Source organism: Streptomyces sp. NPDC090088 (assembly GCF_044747345.1).
Lineage (GTDB): Bacteria > Actinomycetota > Actinomycetes > Streptomycetales > Streptomycetaceae > Streptomyces.
On the sequence record NZ_JBIVDZ010000014.1, the window covers coordinates 15,953 to 34,082 of the forward strand.

Below are 18,130 nucleotides of genomic sequence, written 5' to 3' on the forward strand. Positions count from 1 at the left end.
CTCCTCCTCCGCCCACCCCGGGCTCCCCGAAAGGGGTCATGTCATGCACCTGGCAAGATTGCCGAGGCCGGCAAGACTCGCCGCCTCCGCGTGTGCTCTGGCCCTCGCGGCCACCGGCGTCACCGTCGCGCTGGCCCCCGCCGGCAACGCGGCGGCCGGCAGCGTCTACTCCGTGGCCCCCTACGTCGACATGTCGAACAGTCAGGAAGGACTGCTGGACACCGCCATCACCGGGCACGGCCTGAAGGCCTACACGGCGGCCTTCGTCCTCGGTGTCGGCTGCAACCAGATCTGGGGCGACACGCTCCCCATAGGCAACGACTCCTACACCGACCCCGAGATCGCCCGGGCGAAGTCCGAGGGCGCCTCCGTCGTCATCTCCTCGGGCGGGGCGAGCGGTGAGCCGCTCGCCTGGACGTGCTCCACGCAGAGCAGCATCGACGCCGGGTACCAGGCCATCATCAACGACTACGGCGTCACCCAGCTGGACTTCGACGTCGAGGGCGCCGCGATCGCCGACACCGCCGCCGCGGGCCGCCAGATGCAGGCGATGAAGGACCTCAAGGCGTCCAACCCGAACCTCCGCTTCTCCATGACCCTGCCGGTGCTCACCAGCGGGCTGACCAACGACGGCGTCAACATCCTGAAGGCCGCCAAGAGCGCGGGCATCAAGATCGACGTGGTCAACATCATGGCCATGGACTACTACGCGGGCACCGGCACCCAGATGGGCCAGGGCGCGGTCTCGGCGGCCAGGGCCACGCTGGCGCAGATGCAGTCCGTCGACTCCGGTTACACCTACGCCAACCTCGGCATCACCCCGATGATCGGCAAGAACGACGACGGGTCCACCTTCACCCTCGCGGACGCCCAGACGGTGGAGTCCTTCGCCGCGCAGAACGGTGTCGGGCGGCTGTCGTTCTGGTCGGCCAACCGGGACCAGCCGTGCAGCGGCAGCGCCAACTCGCTGTCCACCTGTAGTGAGATCAGCCAGAACAGCCTGGCGTTCACCGACGCGTTCGTGCCCTACGAGGGCAGCTCGGGCGGCGGGGGCGGCACCACCACCGACTTCTCCCTGTCCCTGTCGCCGGGTTCCGCCTCGGTCGCCCAGGGCGGTTCGGCGACCGCGACCGTCGCCACGGCCGTCGCCTCCGGCAGCTCCGAGTCCGTCGGCCTCTCCGCCTCCGGCGCGCCCTCGGGCGTCAGCGTCTCCTTCAGTCCCGCGTCCGTGACCTCCGGGAGCAGTTCGACGCTGACGGCGACGGTCGGCTCGTCCGTGGCCGCGGGCTCCTACCCGATCACCATCACCGGCACCGCCGCGAGCGGCAGCCACAGCGCGACGTACACGCTCACCGTCACCACCAGTGGCGGCGGAGGCGGCGGGGGCTCACTGACCAACGCGGGCTTCGAGACCGGCGGTCTGAGCCCCTGGACCTGCGCGAGCGGCAGCGCGGTGGTCTCGACCCCGGTCCACGGCGGCAGCCACAGCCTGCAGGTCGCGCCGAGCTCCAGCAGCACCGGCGAGTGCGACCAGACGGTCACCCTCTCCCCCAACCACACCTACACGCTCTCCGGTTGGGTGCAGGGACCGTACGCGTACATCGGGGTCTCCGGCGGCGCCAGTGCGAGCACCTGGTCGAACAGCGGCAGCTGGAACCAGCTGTCGGTCGGCTTCACCACCGGCAGCAGCGGAACGGTGACCGTCTTCGTCCACGGCTGGTACGGCCAGTCCGCCGTCTACGCCGACGACTTCAGCCTGAGCTGAGGCACCGCGTAGGTATGCGGCAGGGCCGGTTCCCGGGCGCATGCCCGGGAACCGGCCCTGTCTGTGGGGCTGTTACTGTCCGAAGCCGTAGGCGAACAGGTGGTCGGTGCCCGTGGAGCCGGTCACCGGCAGCGTCACCGACGCCACCTGCTTGGACGGATCCAGCGGGACCTTCGTCGCGAAGACATAGGTCTTCACGCCGTCCCGGCCCCCGCTCCCGGTGTTCCGGTAGGCGGTGGTGACGGCCGTGGTGTCGGCCGGCAGCGGCTTGCTCGGTCCGCCGTTGAGCGTCCAGTCCGAGAAGCCGACCGTCGCCTGCGTGGTGGTGCCGTCGGTGTAGGTGACGGTGAGCGTGCCCGACACCCCGCTGCCGTCGGTGGGCGCGTTGACCGCCGCGCCCAGCAGCCCCAGCGACGCCCCCGAGGTGCCGGCCGGCATCGGGAGGGTCTGGCCGGTCATCTCCACGTTGTCGAGCCGGCCGGACGTCGCCGTCGGCCAGGTGTAGGAGACGCCGTCGACGGTGAGGGTGGAGCCGCCGGTGACGCCGGCCGCCGCCAGGGCGTTTTGGGAGAAGGCCCAGCCACCGCCGTCGAAGCCGCCCGAGTAGGTGGCGCCGTCGGGGTAGATGCCCTCGTTGGTGGCGTACGGCCACAGCGCGCCGGGTTTGGCGACGGCCACGCGCAGCACCGCCGGGGACAGTGCCGCACCGGTGCCGTGGTCGGTGAGGGCGAAGGTGACCTGGTAGGTGCCCTCGTCCGGGCCGGCGGTGACGTGGACCTTGGTCTCGGCGCTGCCCGAGGCGGGCACCGTCAGCGAGCCGGACGCCGTGTCCAGGGTGACGCCGGAGGGCGCCGTCGCCGTCCAGTCGACCGTGACGGCCTTGCTGCCGAGGTTGGTCAGGTCGAGGGTGCCGTCACCGCTCGCACCCGGCTGGAGGACCAGGCCGTCGCTGGACGGGCCGGTCGCCGCCAGCACCCGGCCGCCGCCCGTGGTGTCCGACGGCGGCACCGCCGAAGGGCTCGACGCCCAGGAGGTGTTCGGCCGGGTGCCGAGCGTGTAGTCGAGCGTGCCCGCGCCCTTGAACTGCCGGTACGTCAGCCAGGAGGTGTTCCACGCCTTGCCCTTGACGTTCAGCGACTGCACGTACGGCGCGTCGGGCGCGGCCTGCGGTGCGCCGATCCGTACCGTCTTGCCGCCGTCGAGGGTCACCTGGGCCGCCGGGAACGCCGGGCTGCCGAGCACCAGGGTGTCCGTGCCCGGGGTCTCCGGGTACATGCCGAGTTCGGACCAGACGTACCAGGAGCTCATGGCGCCCAGGTCGTCGTTGCCGAAGGAACCGACCGGGGCGTTGAAGTACAGGTCCTGCTGGGCCTCGCGGACGGCCGCCTGGGTCTTCCACGGCTGGCCCGTGTAGTCGTACTCCCAGGGGATCTCCACGCTGGGCTCGTTGCTCAGGTCGGCGTCGGTGTTGCCGGGGTGGGTGATGTCGTCGAGGAGGCTGTCCAGGTAGGACGAGTACGCCTGGGCGCCACCGCGGGCCTGGATGAGCTGTTGCAGGTTGAAGGGGACCATGGGGGTGTACTGGGCGGAGGTGCCCTCCACGAAGCCGTTGGAGGTGCCGGGGGTGAAGCCGCCCGCGAACTGGCCGTCCTTGTTCTTGGCCTGGAGGTAGCCGGTCTGCGGGTTGAAGACGTTCATCCAGTCCTGGGCGCGGGTGGCGAACTTCGTGTAGACGTCCGTCCTTCCGAGCGACTTCGCGAAGGCTGCGAGGGCGTAGTCGGCGCTGTCGTACTCCAGTTGGGTGGAGACCGGGCCGTAGAAGTTGCAGCAGTTGTAGTCGTTCTCGTCGAGCGGGAGGTAGCCCTTGGCGTCCCGCACGGACTCGCCGGGGCGGTCGTTGTTGGGGACGGTGGCCTCGTGCTGGAGGGCGGCGAGGGCCTTGGTGGTGTCGAAGTCCGTCGCGCCGAAGGCGTAGGCGTCGGTGATGATGCCGGCGGCCGGGTCGCCGACCATCACATAGCTCTCGCCGTTGTTCGAGGCCCACTTGGGCAGCAGGCCGGTCTGGTCGTAGCCGTTGAGCATCGAGGTGACGACGTCGCTGGTGACCTTGGGCTCGACCATCGCCATCAGCTGGGTCTGGGAGCGGTAGGTGTCCCAGCCCGAGTAGTTGGCGTACTGGGCCCGCTGGCCCTTGGCCAGCTGGTGGATCTGGTTGTCCATGCCCATGTACTCGCCGTTGGCGTCGGAGAAGACGTTCGGGTGCAGCAGGGCGTGGTAGAACGCGGTGTAGAACTGCGTCTGCTGGTCGGTGGTTCCGCCGCCGACCTGGATCTTCTTCAGCACCGCGTTCCAGGCGTCGTGGTTGGCCTTCTCGACGGCGCCGATGTTCCAGTTCCTGATCTCGGCGCCGAGGTTGGCCGCCGCGTTGGCATCGCTCGTGTACGAGATGCCGACCTTCGCGGTGACCGTGGGGTTCGTGGCGGTGTCGAAGGTGAGGTACATGCCGTTCGCGCCGGTGGTGGGCGGCTGGGCGGCCTTGGACAGGTTGGACAGCCGGGACGCGGCACCGCTCGGGTGGACGGTCGGGGCGGGCTTCGCCGGGACGGTGAAGTGCTTCTCCTTCAGCGGCTTCGCCGTGGACTTCCGCGGAGCCGGGCTGACCTTGCCCGCCTTCAGCGACTTCGCGTCGGGGGTGATGGTGCCGCCGACCCAGGTACCGCTCGCGGTGAACGGCCGGTCGAACTTGATGTCGAAGTGCAGCGTGTAGCGGTTGCTCGCGCCGCAGAAGTGGCCGCTGTCGATCGCGCCGCTGATCTCCTTGCTGTTGACCACCTGGACCCGGGTGCCGTCCACCTGGGTGGCGCCGCCGCTGAGCTTGAACAGCAGGTTCGCCTGCTGTCCGGCGGGGAAGGTGAAGGTGCCCAGTCCGGCGCGGGTGGTGTCGGTCAGCTCGGTTCTGACCCCGTTGGCGTCGGTGACCTTGTAGGACCCGAGGGCGGCCTGCTCGTCGGCGTGGGTGAAGCCGACGGACGTGCTGCCGAGGTTGCCCGAGAGCGCGCCGGTCACCGGCAGGACGGGCAGGTCGCCCGCGACCGGGCAGCCGGGGCCGGAGACATGGGTGAGGCTGAAGCCGGAGAGCTTGCTGTCGGCGTACTCGTAGCCGCCGCCGTCGGGGCGGTGCGGTGTGGTGTCGGGACCCCACTGCACCATGCCGGCCGGCATGTCGGGGCCGGGGAAGGTGTCCACGGCACCGGAGGTGCCGATGAGGGGGTTGACCAGGGACGCGGGATCCGTCACCAGGGCCGGCCTCGCGGTGCTCGCGGCCTGGGCGCTGCCGGCCGCCGAGAGCGGCAGGGCTGCCAGGCCCAGGACGCAGGCCACGGCCAGGAGCCCGCGGAATCCTGCTCCAGTGGGGGGTCGTGCGGCTGAACGTCGGGGTCTCACCATCGGTTGCCTCCGCAGCAGTTCGTGCCTCGCACATCAGGTGTCGGCGCTCCGGGACACACCGGAACGCCGGCGACGGGCGGCAGCGCATCGGGTCGCTCCCACGGCCTGACAACGTTGCCATGCACGAGTGTTGAGTGAAACGCCTGTGCTTGTGGCGTGTCAACGAGGCCAACAGGACTTTCTGCGCGCGAAGTTCACTGACGGCGGCGCGCCGGGCACAACGGCCCGAGTCCTTGCGGTAGTTACGACCGCTCCGCGAACGGCGCTACAGCCCTCGGGCGACCCGGCCGAGCGCGTCGGCGAGCTGTTCGCGGTGTGCGCGCAGCACCTCGGGGGTGACGCCCTCCCGGGCCACGGCCCGTGCGAGGTCGTCGGTGGCCACTTTGAGCACGGCGCTGATGGTGGCGGCCCGCATCCGGATGTCCGGCAGGTCGGCGGCGGTGCCCGCGCGTTCGGCGAGCACCTCGGTGAACGTCTCCTCCGCACGCTCCCGGAGCACCAGGTAGGCGGCGCGCAGCGCGGGTTCGTCGTGGGTCATCCGGATCACGGTGAGCACCGCCTCGGTGTCCCCGCCGGACAGCGCGTCGGGCGTGGGCCGGTAGGCGGCGCGCAGATGCTCGGTCAGGCCGAGACCGGCCGGCCAGGCGCGCAGGACCGTCCGGAAGGCCTCGATCGACTGGGTGAGCAGCGGCTCCGCGCAGTTCTCCTTGCCGGCGAAGTAGCGCCACAGGGTGCGTTCGGAGACGCCGGCCGCCCGCGCGATCTGCTCGCCGGAGGTGGCGGCCACGCCCTGCGCGGCGAACAGCCGGACCGCCTGGCGGGAGATGTCGAGGCGCTGCCGCTGCCGGTCCCGGTCGCTCACCGGGGGCCGGCCCCGGCGGGGCGCTATCGGGCCACTGTCCACCGTCGCGTCCTTCATCGGGCGATCCAAGCACGCCGACGCCACGCGGCGACTGGCCGGAAACATTATTGGCAGCCACTGACAATAAAGTGTTACGGTCGAAATGCCGGAAGATCGCGTTCCGAGGTCCAGGAGGAGGACCATGAACGGTGCCGCCGAGCGTTCCCGACTACCCTTCGCACGGCCGAACGTGCTCGATCTCGCGCCCCTGTACGAGGTGCTGCGCCGCCAGGCGCCGATCACGCCGGTCACCACTCCGGCCGGGGATCCGGCCTGGCTGGTCACCCGTTTCGAGGAGGTCCGCGACCTCCTCGGCGACAAGCGGCTCGGCCGCTCCCATCCCGAGCCGGAGCGGGCCTCCCGGATCACGAGCGCCGCGGTGCAGGAGGGCCCCTCGGGCGACTACGCCACCGAGGAGGCCGACCACACCCGGATGCGCCGGCTGCTGACCCCGGCCTTCTCCGCCCGCCGCATGGTGATGCTCTCCGATCACGTACGACAGCTGGTGGACGGCTGTATCGACCAACTGCTCGCCGAGCGGGCCGCCGCCCCCGACGGGGTGGTCGACCTGCACGCCGGACTGGCCTTCCCGGTGCCGGTCGCCGTCATCTGCCGGCTGCTCGGCGTGCCCGAGACCGACCGCGACCACTTCGCCTCGCTGTCGGCGCGCATGGCCGACTACGCCATCGGCGACGAGGCCGAACGGGCGCGGGAGGAGTTCAACGACTACATGGTCACCCTCGCCGAGACCAAACGGGCCCGGCCGGGCGAGGACGTCATCTCCGACCTGGTACGGGCCCAGAGCGCCGACACGGACTTCGACTACTCCGAGATGATCAGGCTCTGCGTCGGGCTGCTGTTCGCCGGCCACGAGACCACCGTCAACCGCATCGGGCTGGGCACGCTCTTCCTGCTCACCCGCCCCGACCAGTGGCGGGCGCTGACCGCCGACCCGGCCGGCCGGGTCAACGCCACCGTCGAGGAGATCATGCGCCTCGGCGCACCCGGCGACCTCGGTCTGCTGCGCTACGCCCACACCGACGTCGACGTCGCCGGGGTCACCATCCGCAGCGGCGACGCCGTGATCCTCTCCATCAACTCGGCCAACCGCGACGCGTCCGTCTACACCGACGCCGAGACCTTCGACCCCGACCGTCCGGAACGCAACCACCTCGGATTCGGCCACGGCCCGCACTTCTGCATCGGGGCGAGCCTGGCCCGCACGGAGCTGCGCATCGTGTTCGCCGCCGTGGCCGAGCGTCTGCCCGGGCTGCGGCTGGCCAAGGACGTCGACGACCTCCAGGTGCGCACCACCCTCACCGGCGGGGTCAGCGAGCTGCCCGTGACCTGGTGAGGGCACCGCCCGGACCGGGGCGTGGCGCGGACCGGCCGTGGGCCCGGGCCGCGCCACGCCCGCCGGGTCACGCCTCGTCGCGCAGTCGGGCCGCCAGGGCGGTCAGCGGCTCGGTCTCCTCGGGGTGGCCCAGGGCGGTGAGCCGGGAGACCGCTCCGTCCAGGCGGGCGAGGGCGGGCTCGGGGCGTTCCAGGTAGAGGCCCTCCACGACGGCCGCGAGCCGGACGCACTCGGCCCATTCGCCGACGTGGTCCCGGTCGTGGGAGTCGGATTCGGGTTCGCCGACGAGGGTGAGCGCCTTGTCCAGGGCGGTCAGGGAGGTCTCGTACTCCTTGGCGTAGGCGTTGACCCGCCCGTGTTCATAGGCGAGGGCGCTGTCCAGGTCGCGGCCGCCGGCCCGGTACCCCGCGGCGCGGGCCTCGTCGGCGACCCGGCCCGCGTCGGCGAGCAGAGCGAGCGCGTCGGCCAGGCCCTCGGCGCCCTGCTGCTGGGTCCGGAGGCGGGCGACTTCGCGCAGGCAGCTGCTGAGCTGCTCGTAGCGCGGGTCCCGGGCGTGCGCGGCGAGGGCCTGGTCGACGGCCTCGCGGGCCGGGCCGAACTCGCCGGCCTCGGCGAGGAGCATGGCGGTCTCCGCGGCGATCATGGCGTGGCTGCCGGGGTCGTCGTCCCAGCCGGCCGACTCGGCCGCGAGGGCGGCGTACTCCGCCGTGGCTGCCTTGAGGTCCTCCCCCGCGTGCAGTGCGCGGGCGCGGGCCAGGCGCAGCTGGGCGACGAGCCGGTCGTCCAGCTCCCCGGCGGTGACGTCCGGTTCGGCCAGCACCGAGTCGAGCAGGGCGATGCAGTCCTCGACGCGGCCCAGGTCGAGGGTGAGCTGGGCCGCGTTGCTGTAGGTGCAGAACGCGTCGAATCGGCTGCCGTGGCGCAGCTCCAGCTCCGCGGAGCGGGTCAGATGCCGCAGCGCCTCGTCGGGGCGGTCCAGGCGCATGCAGGTCCGGGCCAGATCGGTGTGCAGGCGGGCGGTGGCCACCGTGTCGGCGGGCCATTCGGCGGCCAGACGGAGGGCCTCGGCCAGGTCCTCGTGGGCCGCCTGCGCGTCCCTGAGGCCCAGCCGGATCCGCCCCCGCAGTCCGAGCGCGTGCGGCAGGTGCCAGGCCGGGCCGTGTGTCCTGAGCCGGTCGAGGAGGGCGTCGCTCGCGGTGACCGCGCCGGGCAGGTCGCCGGAGAGGGCGAGGGTGCCGGCCCGTAGCAGCAGGGCTCCGGAGATCTGCCCGGTGACGTCGTGCCGGACGGCGAACGCGTGCAGCAGGTCCGCCTCGGCGAGGACGGGCGCGGCGTGCTCCTCGTCGTGCGACGTCTGGAACCGCAGGCCGAGCACGGTCGCCCGCAGTCGCAGCAGCCGGGCCTCCTGGTACGGAGCGAGGCCGGTGGCCGTCTCGTGGAGGCGGACCATGGACGCGTGGGCGTCGGTCAGCGCGGCGGTCCTCGCCTCGGCTTCGCCGGCGCCCTCCTGAACGTCCTCCGGGGCGGCCTGCGCCGCGGCGAACAGGGCACAGGCGCGGACGAACACCGCGTGCCCCGGCTGCGCGGCCTCGTCGTACAGGCCCGCCGCCGTCTCGTAGAGGTCGGCCGCCTCGTCGAACTTCTCCTTCTCGCCCGCCCGGCCGGCCTCGTCCTCCAGCAGGTCCGCGCGCAGTCGTACGAGCGGTCCCACGGCCGGGTCGTCGGGGTGGGTGTAGCCGGGGGCGGCGACGAGCGTGCGCAGCCGCGCCCAGCAGGCCTCCGCGCCCGGATGCCCCTGTTCCTCCAACTCCCTTGCCTGAAGGATGAGTTCGGGCAGCGACTCGGGAACGGCGGTGGTGGTCCGGGCGGTGGCGGGGACGGCCGCCGGGACCACGTCGTCGAGGGCGCGGGCGCGCAGGGTCAGTTCGAGGGTGTCCAGGAGAGGGGCGCGGTCGAGGCGGGCCCGGCGCCGGTCGGTGTGGGTCGTGGTCGCGTTGCGGGCGTCGAACCGGGCGGCGAGGTCGTCGGCCCGGCCGCCCACCTCGGCGCGCAGGCCGGCCACCGTCCAGGTGCGGCCCGGGTATCCGGCGGCGGGCAGGTCGCCGTGGCCGAGGGCTTCGACGCGCCGCAGGAGGACCTCCACGCCGGTGAGGAAGGCGAGTTCGTCCAGCGGCGAGTCGACGTCGTCGAACAGGTTCCGGTTCTCCGCGAGGAGTTCCAGGCCGCGCGCCTCGTTGCCGGTGAGCGCGCAGAACTCCAGGTGCCGGCCGACCTCGCCGGACATCGCGGGGTTGCGGCGGCAGGCGCGGTAGCCGGTGAGGTGCAGCTCGCGGGCCCGGTCGGTGCGGCCGGCGCGCAGCAGCGGCAGCAGCGCGTACGAGACGGAGCGGGCGGGCTCCTCCTGGCAGGACTCCGTCCCGGCCAGGACCGGCTCCCAGGTGCGCAGTGCCCGTTCGTCGTCGCCCGCCGCGAGATGGTGGACGGCGCGCACGCAGATCTCGCAGGCCTCGCAGTCGCTGAGCCGGGTACGGGTGCGTCCCGCCCACAGCTCGAAGGCCAGGTCGGTGTCCTCGCCGACGTGGGCGGCGAGGCGGTACGCCTCCCCGTAGTAGGGCTGGAGTCCGAGGCCGGCCTTCTCGTACCGGTCACGCATCTCGGTCAGCCACTGGCGCAGGCTGGCCAGGGGCATCTCGGGCAGGGCGACCAGGGCGGCCGCGACCCACTTGAACCGCCAGAACAGCGTGTGCCGCAGCCGCTCGTCGAAGACGTCGGGCTGCTCGTCGAAGAGGGTGAGCACACGGGCGAAGACGACGGGCGACTTCCTCGGCTCGGAGCCGTAGTTGTACGCCTTCTGCAGTGCGAGGAGCGCGTGCACGAGCGGGCGGGGCTCCGCGAACTGCTCGGCGGAGTCGACCAGTTCCTCGGCGGTGACGGTGCGGGTACGGCCGTAGGGGCGCCGGTCGTTCTCCCGGAGCGCCTCGTACAGCTCGTCCGTGTTCTGGGGGTGGGGTGCGGTCGGCATCGTCAGCTGTCCTTGCGGAGGGCGTGGGCGAGGAGGTCGAGGAAGGAGCGGTTGATGAGGCTCGACTCGGCGGGCCGGAGCGGGCGCCGGGAGAGCAGCGCGGCCTGCCCGTAGAGGGCTTCGGCGCTGGTGCGGGCCAGTTCGGGTTCGTCGATGGTGACGGCGGTGCGGACCAGCGGGTTGAGCTGGTTGAGGATCAGCTGGGCCCGCGGGGCCTCCTGGCGCAGATGGCCGAGGATGTCGCCCCACACACCGCCCTGCTGCTCACGGGCGAGCTGGGAGCGGGTGCGCTCGTGCCGGGCCTCGCGGCTGTCGAGGAGGAGGGCGGGCGCGGAGGCGGGCTGGAAGGTGCGCAGCGCGACGTCGCAGTCGAAGACGGCGAGGGCGTCGCGGGCCAGGGCGAGGTAGGCCGCGGCGGCCAGTTCCGTCTCCCGGTCGACGGGGTCGAGGTGGGCGGTGAGCGTGGCCGGGTCGAGGTCGGCGACGCTCACCTCGGGCCTGATCTCCGGCAGCCGGTGGACCAGTTCACGGTCGTAGGTGTAGCCGCCGTTGACGACGCCCAGCCCGGCGGCCGCGGCGATGGCGGCCACCTGCCGAAACTCCTCCACGCTGGCGGTCACGAGCACGGTGCGGTGGGCGCGCGCGAACTCGTCGAGGGTGGCGTGTCCGTCGGTGGTCTCGAACGGCAGCCACGGCAGCAGCATCCGCAGGATCTCGTCGTCGTGCACGGCCAGCGACTTCACGGCCAGGTGGTGGGTCTGGAGGAAGCGGCCGAGGAGGTCGGGGTCGCTGGCGGCGGTCCGGGCGATCCAGGCGCGCAGCCGTTCGGCGAGGGCGTCGCGGACGGCGGCGAGGGTGTCGTCCTCGTACAGGGACTCCCGGGACGCCGTCGGGCGCAGGCTCTCGGCGTCCAGGACGCAGCGGACGAAGAACGCCCACTCGGGCAGGATCTCCTCGGCCCGCTCGGACAGCAGCATGCCCTTGACGTGCACACGGTGGCCGTGCCGGCGTCCGGCGGGCACCGCCTCGGGGAGCACGCAGGCGATGCCCTTCAGGCCCACGGCCGGCAGGTCCAGGTCGATGGTGTCCAGGGGCGTGAAGCCGAAGATCTCCTCGCCGTACGCGGCCAGCGCCCGGGACCGGGCGCCCGGTGTGGGATACGTCCGCGCCCAGGGCGCGGGCTCGGGGTTGACGGCAGCGCCGGGGCCGCCCGCGCCGTCGTCGAAGGTCACCGGATGGCGCAGCAGGGAGCCGAAGTGCCGGGCGAGCGCCTGTACTTGGACCGGCCGGGTCCACTCGCCCGCGTCGGCGCGGGGCGTCAGCGTGACGGTGGTGCCGGGCCGGGGGCGGGCGGCGGCGGGCAGGGTGCGGACGGTGTAGCTGCCGTCGCCGCGGCCCCGCCACTCCACGGCGGGGGCGTCGGGCGTACGGGCGGAGCGGCTGACGACGTGGATCTCGTCGGCGACCAGGAAGCAGGAGAGCAGGCCGATGCCGAACTGGCCGATGAAGTCGGCGCGTTGCTCGGCGATGTTCTCGGTGCGCTTGCTGCTGCGGCCGATCGTGGCGAGGAAGGTGTGGACGTCGGCCTCGGTGAGTCCGACGCCGTCGTCCGCCACCCGGACGACGGAGCCGTCGGCGTACAGGCGGATGCCGAACGCGTCGGCGGCGGCGCCCGGTTCGAGGGTGTGCCGGGCGGTCAGCGCGTCCACGGCGTTCTGCAGGAGTTCGCGCAGGTAGACGCGAGGGCTGGAGTAGAGGTGGTGGGAGAGGAGGTCGACGAGGCCGCGCAGATCCACCTGGAAGGTGCGGTCGGCGCCGGCGGCCGGGCTCTGAGGGGTGTCGGGCAGAGTCATCGGGCAGTCCGGGGTGGGGTGTTCGAGGGTGACGGGTGGGGTGCCAGGCTGGGTGGCGGGGTGAGGCGGTGCGCCGGTGGCGGGGGTCAGGCAGTGCGCCGGTGGCGGAGGTCAGGCGGTGCGCCGGTAGCGGGCGTACGTCTTCTCCGGATTCGCCATGTACTGCCACGGCCACGGTGTGTAGGCGCCGGCCAGCTCGTGGAAGACCCGCCGGGCGACGATGCCCTCGGCGGACAGCCCGAGGGCCATGGCGAAGATGTTGAAGTCCTGCTGCCAGCCGGGGCGCCGCTCGTGGGCCGGGTGCAGGATGCTGCGCCTGGCCGCTTCCCTCAGCTCCTCCTGGGTGCCGGGGGTGTCGAGGCTGGTGCCGCTGTCCGACTCCACCCACTCCTCGATATGGGCCATGGCGACGACACAGCCGAGGCGATGGCCGTCGGGCGCTCCGGCGAACGCCTCCCGGGCGAACGCCAGTGCCTCACCGGGCTTGCCGCCCCACCGGGGCTGCAACTGCGACACCCACTCGATGTGGGTCGCCAGGTCCAGCGGGTCGCGGCGCAGAGCGGCGGCGAGCCGCGTCTCGTTGACGGCGGGGCCCAGCGACATGCCGCGCCCGGAGGTGAGCAGGCGGCGCCACGGCGTGACCCACTCCGGCCGCGACTCGGCCGCCCGCAGCAGCTGGTCCTCGGCGATGTCGAGTCGTTCGTGGAAGACCCGCCACTGCTCCCGGGTGACGTCCACGGCGCGTGCGCGGGTGCGTGCCTCCCAGCCCCAGCTGATGTGGCGCGCCCCGGATATCAGCAGGGCGGTCGCCCGGTGCTCCTCGTCCTCCTCGACGGCCGCGCCGATCCACTCCTGCACCCCGTCGAGGTCGGCCAGCTCACCGAGGACCCGGTCGTCGCGGCCGAGGTCGAAGGGGGCGAGCGCCGCCTTCACCAGCTCCCAGTCGCCCGCGGTGGCGGCCTCCAGCAGCGCGGACACCCGGGTGTCCCCGAGCGCGTGCAGCGTGTACAGCCCGTTTCTCTGCCTGCGGGGAGCGGGTAGTGCATGCGGATCCGCCGCCGGTCTGCCCCCGCCCCTGCCGAACAGCTTGTCGAACATGCCGCGCCCTCCCCAGGTTCCGCGTGATCATTCCGGTGCAGCATAAGCGGCGCCACCGACACCGCTTCCACGGGATTTTCACCGGCGGTTCACGGCGGCCGCCCTGGTCCTGCCTGAGGGGATGATCAAGCGGTCGGGCCGCGGTGGACGCTGACGGCGTAGCCGCCGCCTTCGTAGGGGTCGGCGTCCCAGGTGGCGAAGCGGTCGACGAGGGTGAGGCCGGCCGCCGCGCAGCAGTCGTCGTACTCCGGCAGGGCGATGCCCGGCGGGACCGGCAGATGGGCCTCGTCCAGGCCGAACCCGGCGACCAGCAGACCGCCCGGCCGCAGGACGGCGGCCAGGCGCCGGACCACCGCGGCCTCGGTGCCGGCCGCGAGCAGCGGGAGGATGTTGCCCGCGGCCACCACGAGATCGAAGTCCGCCGCGATCCCGAGCCGGCGGGGCTCGAACGCGGCCAGATCGGCCTGGAACCAGGGCAGTTCCGGCGCCTGCTCCCGCGCCACCGCCAGCATCGACGCGTCGAGATCCACCCCGACGCAGTCGTATCCGAGCTCCGCGAGCCGGATCATGACCCGTCCGGTACCGCATCCGGCGTCCAGCACCCGGGCCCCGGCGGGCACCAGCGCCGCGCAGAACCGCGCCTCTCCGTGCACGTCCTTGCCGCCACGGGCCACGGCCGCGAACCGTGCCGCGTACTCCCGCCCGGACGTCCCCCCGGTCAGCTCATGCCAGCGACTCATGCGACGAACTATAGGGAGCCGACGGTGATCCTGCCGACCACGCCGCCCGGCGGACCGGCCGCCGACGCGGCCGGGCGAGCGCGGTCCCGGTGCCGCCCGCGGTTCCCACCGCGCGGGCGGTGGCCGGTGCCGCCGAGCGCGGGCGGCGCACTCGGCGGCACCATCGGCTCAGACCGGTTCTGACCTGGCCTGAGCCGATTTGATCAGGTGCTCCAGGCCTGGAGTTCGGAGATCTGACCGGCCGGCCAGCCGTTGTTCGCCGTGATGGTCACCCGGAGGTACCGCTGGGTGGTCGCGGTGAACGTGAGGGTGACCGTGTTGTTGGTGGTGGGGTCGAAGATGTACGCGGCCGACGACTTGACGGTGCTGAAGGAGGAGCCGTCGGTGCTGCCCGCCAGGGACAGCGTCTCGCTGCGGGCGCCCCAGGTCGCGGGGAGCTGGAGGACGACACGGCTCACGCTCTGCGCGGAGCCGAGGTCGACCTGGACCCACTGCGGGAAGGCGTTGTTGGCGCTCTCCCAGTAGGTGCCCTGGTTGCCGTCCGTCACGTTCGACGACGGGTAGACGTCGGTGTGGCTGGACTCGGTGGTGGCCGCGCCCGCCGCCAGGTTCCTGCTCACCGCGCCGGCACCGGTGCCGGTCAGTGCGACCGTGGTCGTGCCGTTCGACGCGTTGCCGGCGATGCTGAGATCGCCGGTGCGGGTGCCGGACGCGGTGGGGGTGAAGGTGACGGCGACCGTGCAGGAGGCCCCCGCCGCGATCGACGTCCCGCAGGTGTTGGTCTGCGAGAAGTCACCGGTGACGGTGACGCCGGAGACGGTCGCGGCCGCGGTTCCGGTGTTGGTCACCGTGACCGTCCGCGCGCCGCTGGCGGTGTTGAGCGCCTGGGTGGGATACGACAGTGACGTCGGGTTCGCCGACAGGGTCGCCGGCGAGGAGCCGCCGTCGCCGGGGAACACCTCGAAGTCCGACAACTGGGCCGCGTTCCAGCCCGTGTTGGCGGTGATGTCGACCCGGACATAGCGCGCCGTCGCGGCGCTGAAGATGATGGTCACGGTGTTGCCGTTGGCGTTCGGGTCGAAGGTGTAGCCGGCCGACGCCTTGATCGTGGAGAAGCTGGAGCCGTCCGTGGATCCCTGCACCGACAGTGTCTGGGTGCGGGCCGACCACGCCGTCGCCGGCGGGAGCTTGAGCACGACCTTGCCGACGCCGTAGTTCTGGCCGAGGTCGACCTGGGCCCACTGCGGGAACGAACCGTTCGTGCCCTCCCAGTAGGTGGCGGCGTCCGGGTCGGTGAGGTTCGAGGCGACGTACGGGCTGGTGCCGGAACTCGCCGTGGCCGGCCGTCCGGCGGCGATGTTCGTGGTGCTGTCGATGCCGCTGCCGGCCAGGGTCACGACGGTCGGGCTGTTGTTGGCGTTGCTGGTGACGGTCAGGTTGCCGGTGCGTGGGCCGCCCGTGGTGGGCTTGAACCCGACGGTCACCGTGCAGGACGCCCCGACCGCGAGGGTGGCGCAGTTGTTGGTCTGGCTGAAGTCACCGGTCGCCGAGACGCCCGAGAGGGTCGCCGACGTGGTGCCCGAGTTCGTCACCTTGACCGTCTGCGCGGTGGCCGAGGAGCCGACCACCGTGGCGGCGAAGGACAGGCTCGCCGGATCGGTGCTCAGCACCGGGCCCGGCGCGGTGCCGGTGCCGGAGAGGGCGACGGTGTCGGTGATCCCGCCCGCGGTGACGGTGAGGGTGCCGCTCCGGCCGCCGGTCGCCGTCGGCGTGAACTTCACGCCGACGGTGCACGAGCCGTTCGCCGGTATCGACGAGCCGCAGGTGTTGGTCTGGGAGTAGTCGCCGCTGGTGGAGACCGAGGAGACGGACGCGGCGCTGCCGGTCGGGTTGGAGACGGTCACGGTCTGCGCGTCGCTGGTCGAACCGGTGGGAATGGAGCCGAAGTTGAGGGCGCCCGGGGTGGCCGTCACGCCTTCGGACGGGTAGGGCGGGTAGACCGGGGCCGGCCACCCTCCGCAGTACGGGGTGCCGCCGATACCGGAGTTGCCGCCGCCGTCGGTCACCGTGAAGCTCCCGGCCGAGCAGCTGTACACCGGGGAGGAGTAACCGACTCCGGTGGCCGTGACGTTGGTGAACTTCGCGGCGCCGCCGGTCTGTTCCTGCAGGGCGAAGGTGCCGGTGCCGGCGATGGTCACGTCGGTGAGATTGACGCCGCTGATGGTGCCCTCGACCCACTGGACGGCCTCGTACGGACTCTGCTGGATCAGCGCGTTGGTCACGTTGACCGGGCCGGTGATCGCGCCCTGGCTGCCGTCGAACCACAACGCTCCCACGCCGAACTGCCAGTTCGGGTCGAGGCTGCCGTCGCGGACCAGGGTGTTGCCGGAGATGGTGGTGGTGCCGACCGGCGTCGACGAGAAGCGCTGCCCCACGTGGATGCCGCCGCCCTGGGTGATGCCGGAGTCCACCACCCGGTTGCCGCTGACGGTGTTGTCGTGGCCGCCGTAGATCGCGATGCCGTTGGCGAGGATCTGCAGGGAGACCGTGTTGTCGGAGATCGTGTCGTTGGCGTCGGCGCCGATACCGGAGTCCGCCCAGGTGGCGATTCCGTCGTCGCCGGTGTTGCGGATGTCGCTGTTGGTCACCTTGGAGTCGGTGACGGCGCCGTGGAAGTTGATGCCGTCCGCGGTGGTGTCACGGATGCGCACACCGCTGAACGTCAGCCCGTCCATCGGCCCGTCCATCCAGGCACCGACCTTCATGTGGTCGATCCAGACACTGGAGACGGTCGAGTTGCTCATCGCGCCGCCGATGCCGTTGACCTGGGCGCTGTCGTTGCGCTCCCGCACATCGCCGAAGATCGCGAAGTTCTGGAGGTGCACGCCCGTGCTCGCGGAGGGCGCGGAGTTGCCGTAGAAGCCGGGGGCCGTGCCGGTGACGGTCGAGTACCACATGCCGGCGCCGGCGATCGTGACGTTGTTGACGCTGATGTGGCCGGGGATGTTGTAGGTGCCCGGCGGGATCCACACGGTGCCGCCGGGGCCTGCCGCGCTGATCGCGGCGTTGAACGCGCCGGTCGCGTCGGTGGCACCGGTCGCGTCGGCGCCCTTGCCGGTCACCGACACGGCGCCCGACGGGGCCGTCAGGGCGGCGCCGACCTGCTCGAAGTCGGCGAAGTCGATCGTGTAGGAGGAGGCGTTGTCGCCGGAGTCGACCTGCAGCTTGAAGGTGGTGCCCGCCGGATAGCTGGTGGCGAACAGGCGGTGCGCCTCGTCGTAGAAGTGGTGCGGGTTACTGCCCGGGGTGTTGGTGAACGGGTAGCTGCCGTAGTACCAGCTGTAGGCGTTGGTCAGGGTGAAGTCGGGCTGCTTGACGCCGTTGATGTAGAGGGACAGCGCGGCGGTGTAGACCGAGCCGCCCGAGGTGTCGGGGATGCTGTACCGGAAGTTGATCGAGTTGGTCGCCACCGGCGTGGTGAACGTGACGTACTGGCCGGTGCCCTGCAGCGTCGTCGCCTTGCGGTACGACGCCTCGTCGGCCAGCTGGCCCTGGGTGTAACTCGGGCCGATGGTGGTGCCGTTGGTGGCGGAGTTCTCCGCCTGCACCTCGACGTACGGCAGGCTCGCGCCGCTGCCGCCGGTGGCGGCGGCCGCCGCCACCGCGGGTGCGACGGCCAGCGTGCAGACGCCGACCACGGCCAGCATCGCGGCGCTGACCGCCCAGACCAGGGTTCGTCTCAGATCTCGTATGGAGGGGAGCACTTACCACTCCTTTCGCGAACAATGCCGGAAACGTTCCACTGACGCCGCCAGGGAGGGGCGGGAGGCGGGAGTGAAGACGCGAAGGGGACCGTAATGTTCGCGATCGACTCACGCAAGAACTGAACGAAGTATTGCAACAATGAAAATTGAGCCCGCAAGATCCCGTACGACGGCGGAGCAACTCCC

General features: G+C 72.0%; 9 protein-coding genes. 2 read left to right on the plus strand and 7 right to left on the minus strand.

The features are described 5' to 3' along the window. Positions 1 to 43 precede the first annotated feature (43 nt). Complete coding sequence (locus ACIPSJ_RS48065; protein WP_401356064.1) at positions 44 to 1,765, plus strand: carbohydrate binding domain-containing protein; 1,722 nt, start codon at positions 44 to 46, stop codon at positions 1,763 to 1,765. 72 nt (positions 1,766 to 1,837) lie between these two features. On the opposite strand, the gene ACIPSJ_RS48070 is transcribed toward ACIPSJ_RS48065, so the two are convergent. Together ACIPSJ_RS48070 and ACIPSJ_RS48075 are read right to left on the minus strand one after the other, a co-directional pair. Beyond that, positions 1,838 to 5,146, minus strand: a complete 3,309-nt coding sequence (locus tag ACIPSJ_RS48070) for a GH92 family glycosyl hydrolase (protein WP_401356066.1) — start codon at positions 5,144 to 5,146, stop codon at positions 1,838 to 1,840. Between the two features lie 331 nt (positions 5,147 to 5,477). Beyond that, on the minus strand, positions 5,478 to 6,131 hold the full coding sequence (locus ACIPSJ_RS48075; RefSeq protein WP_359214969.1) for a helix-turn-helix domain-containing protein: 654 nt from the start codon (positions 6,129 to 6,131) through the stop codon (positions 5,478 to 5,480). A 124-nt stretch (positions 6,132 to 6,255) separates the two neighbouring features. On the opposite strand from ACIPSJ_RS48075, the gene ACIPSJ_RS48080 reads away from it, so the two are divergent. Then, positions 6,256 to 7,467 (plus strand): cytochrome P450, encoded by a 1,212-nt coding sequence (locus tag ACIPSJ_RS48080; protein ID WP_401356068.1) that lies wholly within the window; start codon positions 6,256 to 6,258, stop codon positions 7,465 to 7,467. A 67-nt stretch (positions 7,468 to 7,534) separates the two neighbouring features. On the opposite strand, the gene ACIPSJ_RS48085 is transcribed toward ACIPSJ_RS48080, so the two are convergent. The 5 genes from ACIPSJ_RS48085 to ACIPSJ_RS48105 form a co-directional block, all read right to left on the minus strand. Next, positions 7,535 to 10,489, minus strand: coding sequence for a hypothetical protein (locus tag ACIPSJ_RS48085; protein WP_401356071.1), 2,955 nt, complete (start codon positions 10,487 to 10,489; stop codon positions 7,535 to 7,537). Between the two features lie 2 nt (positions 10,490 to 10,491). Further along, positions 10,492 to 12,342, minus strand: a complete 1,851-nt coding sequence (locus ACIPSJ_RS48090) for an HSP90 family protein (protein WP_401356073.1) — start codon at positions 12,340 to 12,342, stop codon at positions 10,492 to 10,494. Positions 12,343 to 12,453: 111 nt separating this feature from the next. Beyond that, the gene (locus tag ACIPSJ_RS48095) at positions 12,454 to 13,440 is read right to left on the minus strand and encodes a hypothetical protein (protein ID WP_359214958.1); all 987 of its coding nucleotides are present in this window, start codon (positions 13,438 to 13,440) and stop codon (positions 12,454 to 12,456) included. A gap of 125 nt (positions 13,441 to 13,565) precedes the next feature. Beyond that, a complete protein-coding gene (locus ACIPSJ_RS48100; protein WP_401356076.1) occupies positions 13,566 to 14,180 on the minus strand; it encodes a class I SAM-dependent methyltransferase in 615 nt (204 codons plus the stop codon). A gap of 203 nt (positions 14,181 to 14,383) precedes the next feature. Beyond that, positions 14,384 to 17,944: a choice-of-anchor D domain-containing protein gene (locus ACIPSJ_RS48105; RefSeq protein ID WP_401356078.1), complete on the minus strand. Its 3,561-nt coding sequence runs from the start codon at positions 17,942 to 17,944 to the stop codon at positions 14,384 to 14,386. Between the last annotated feature and the right edge of the window lie 186 nt (positions 17,945 to 18,130).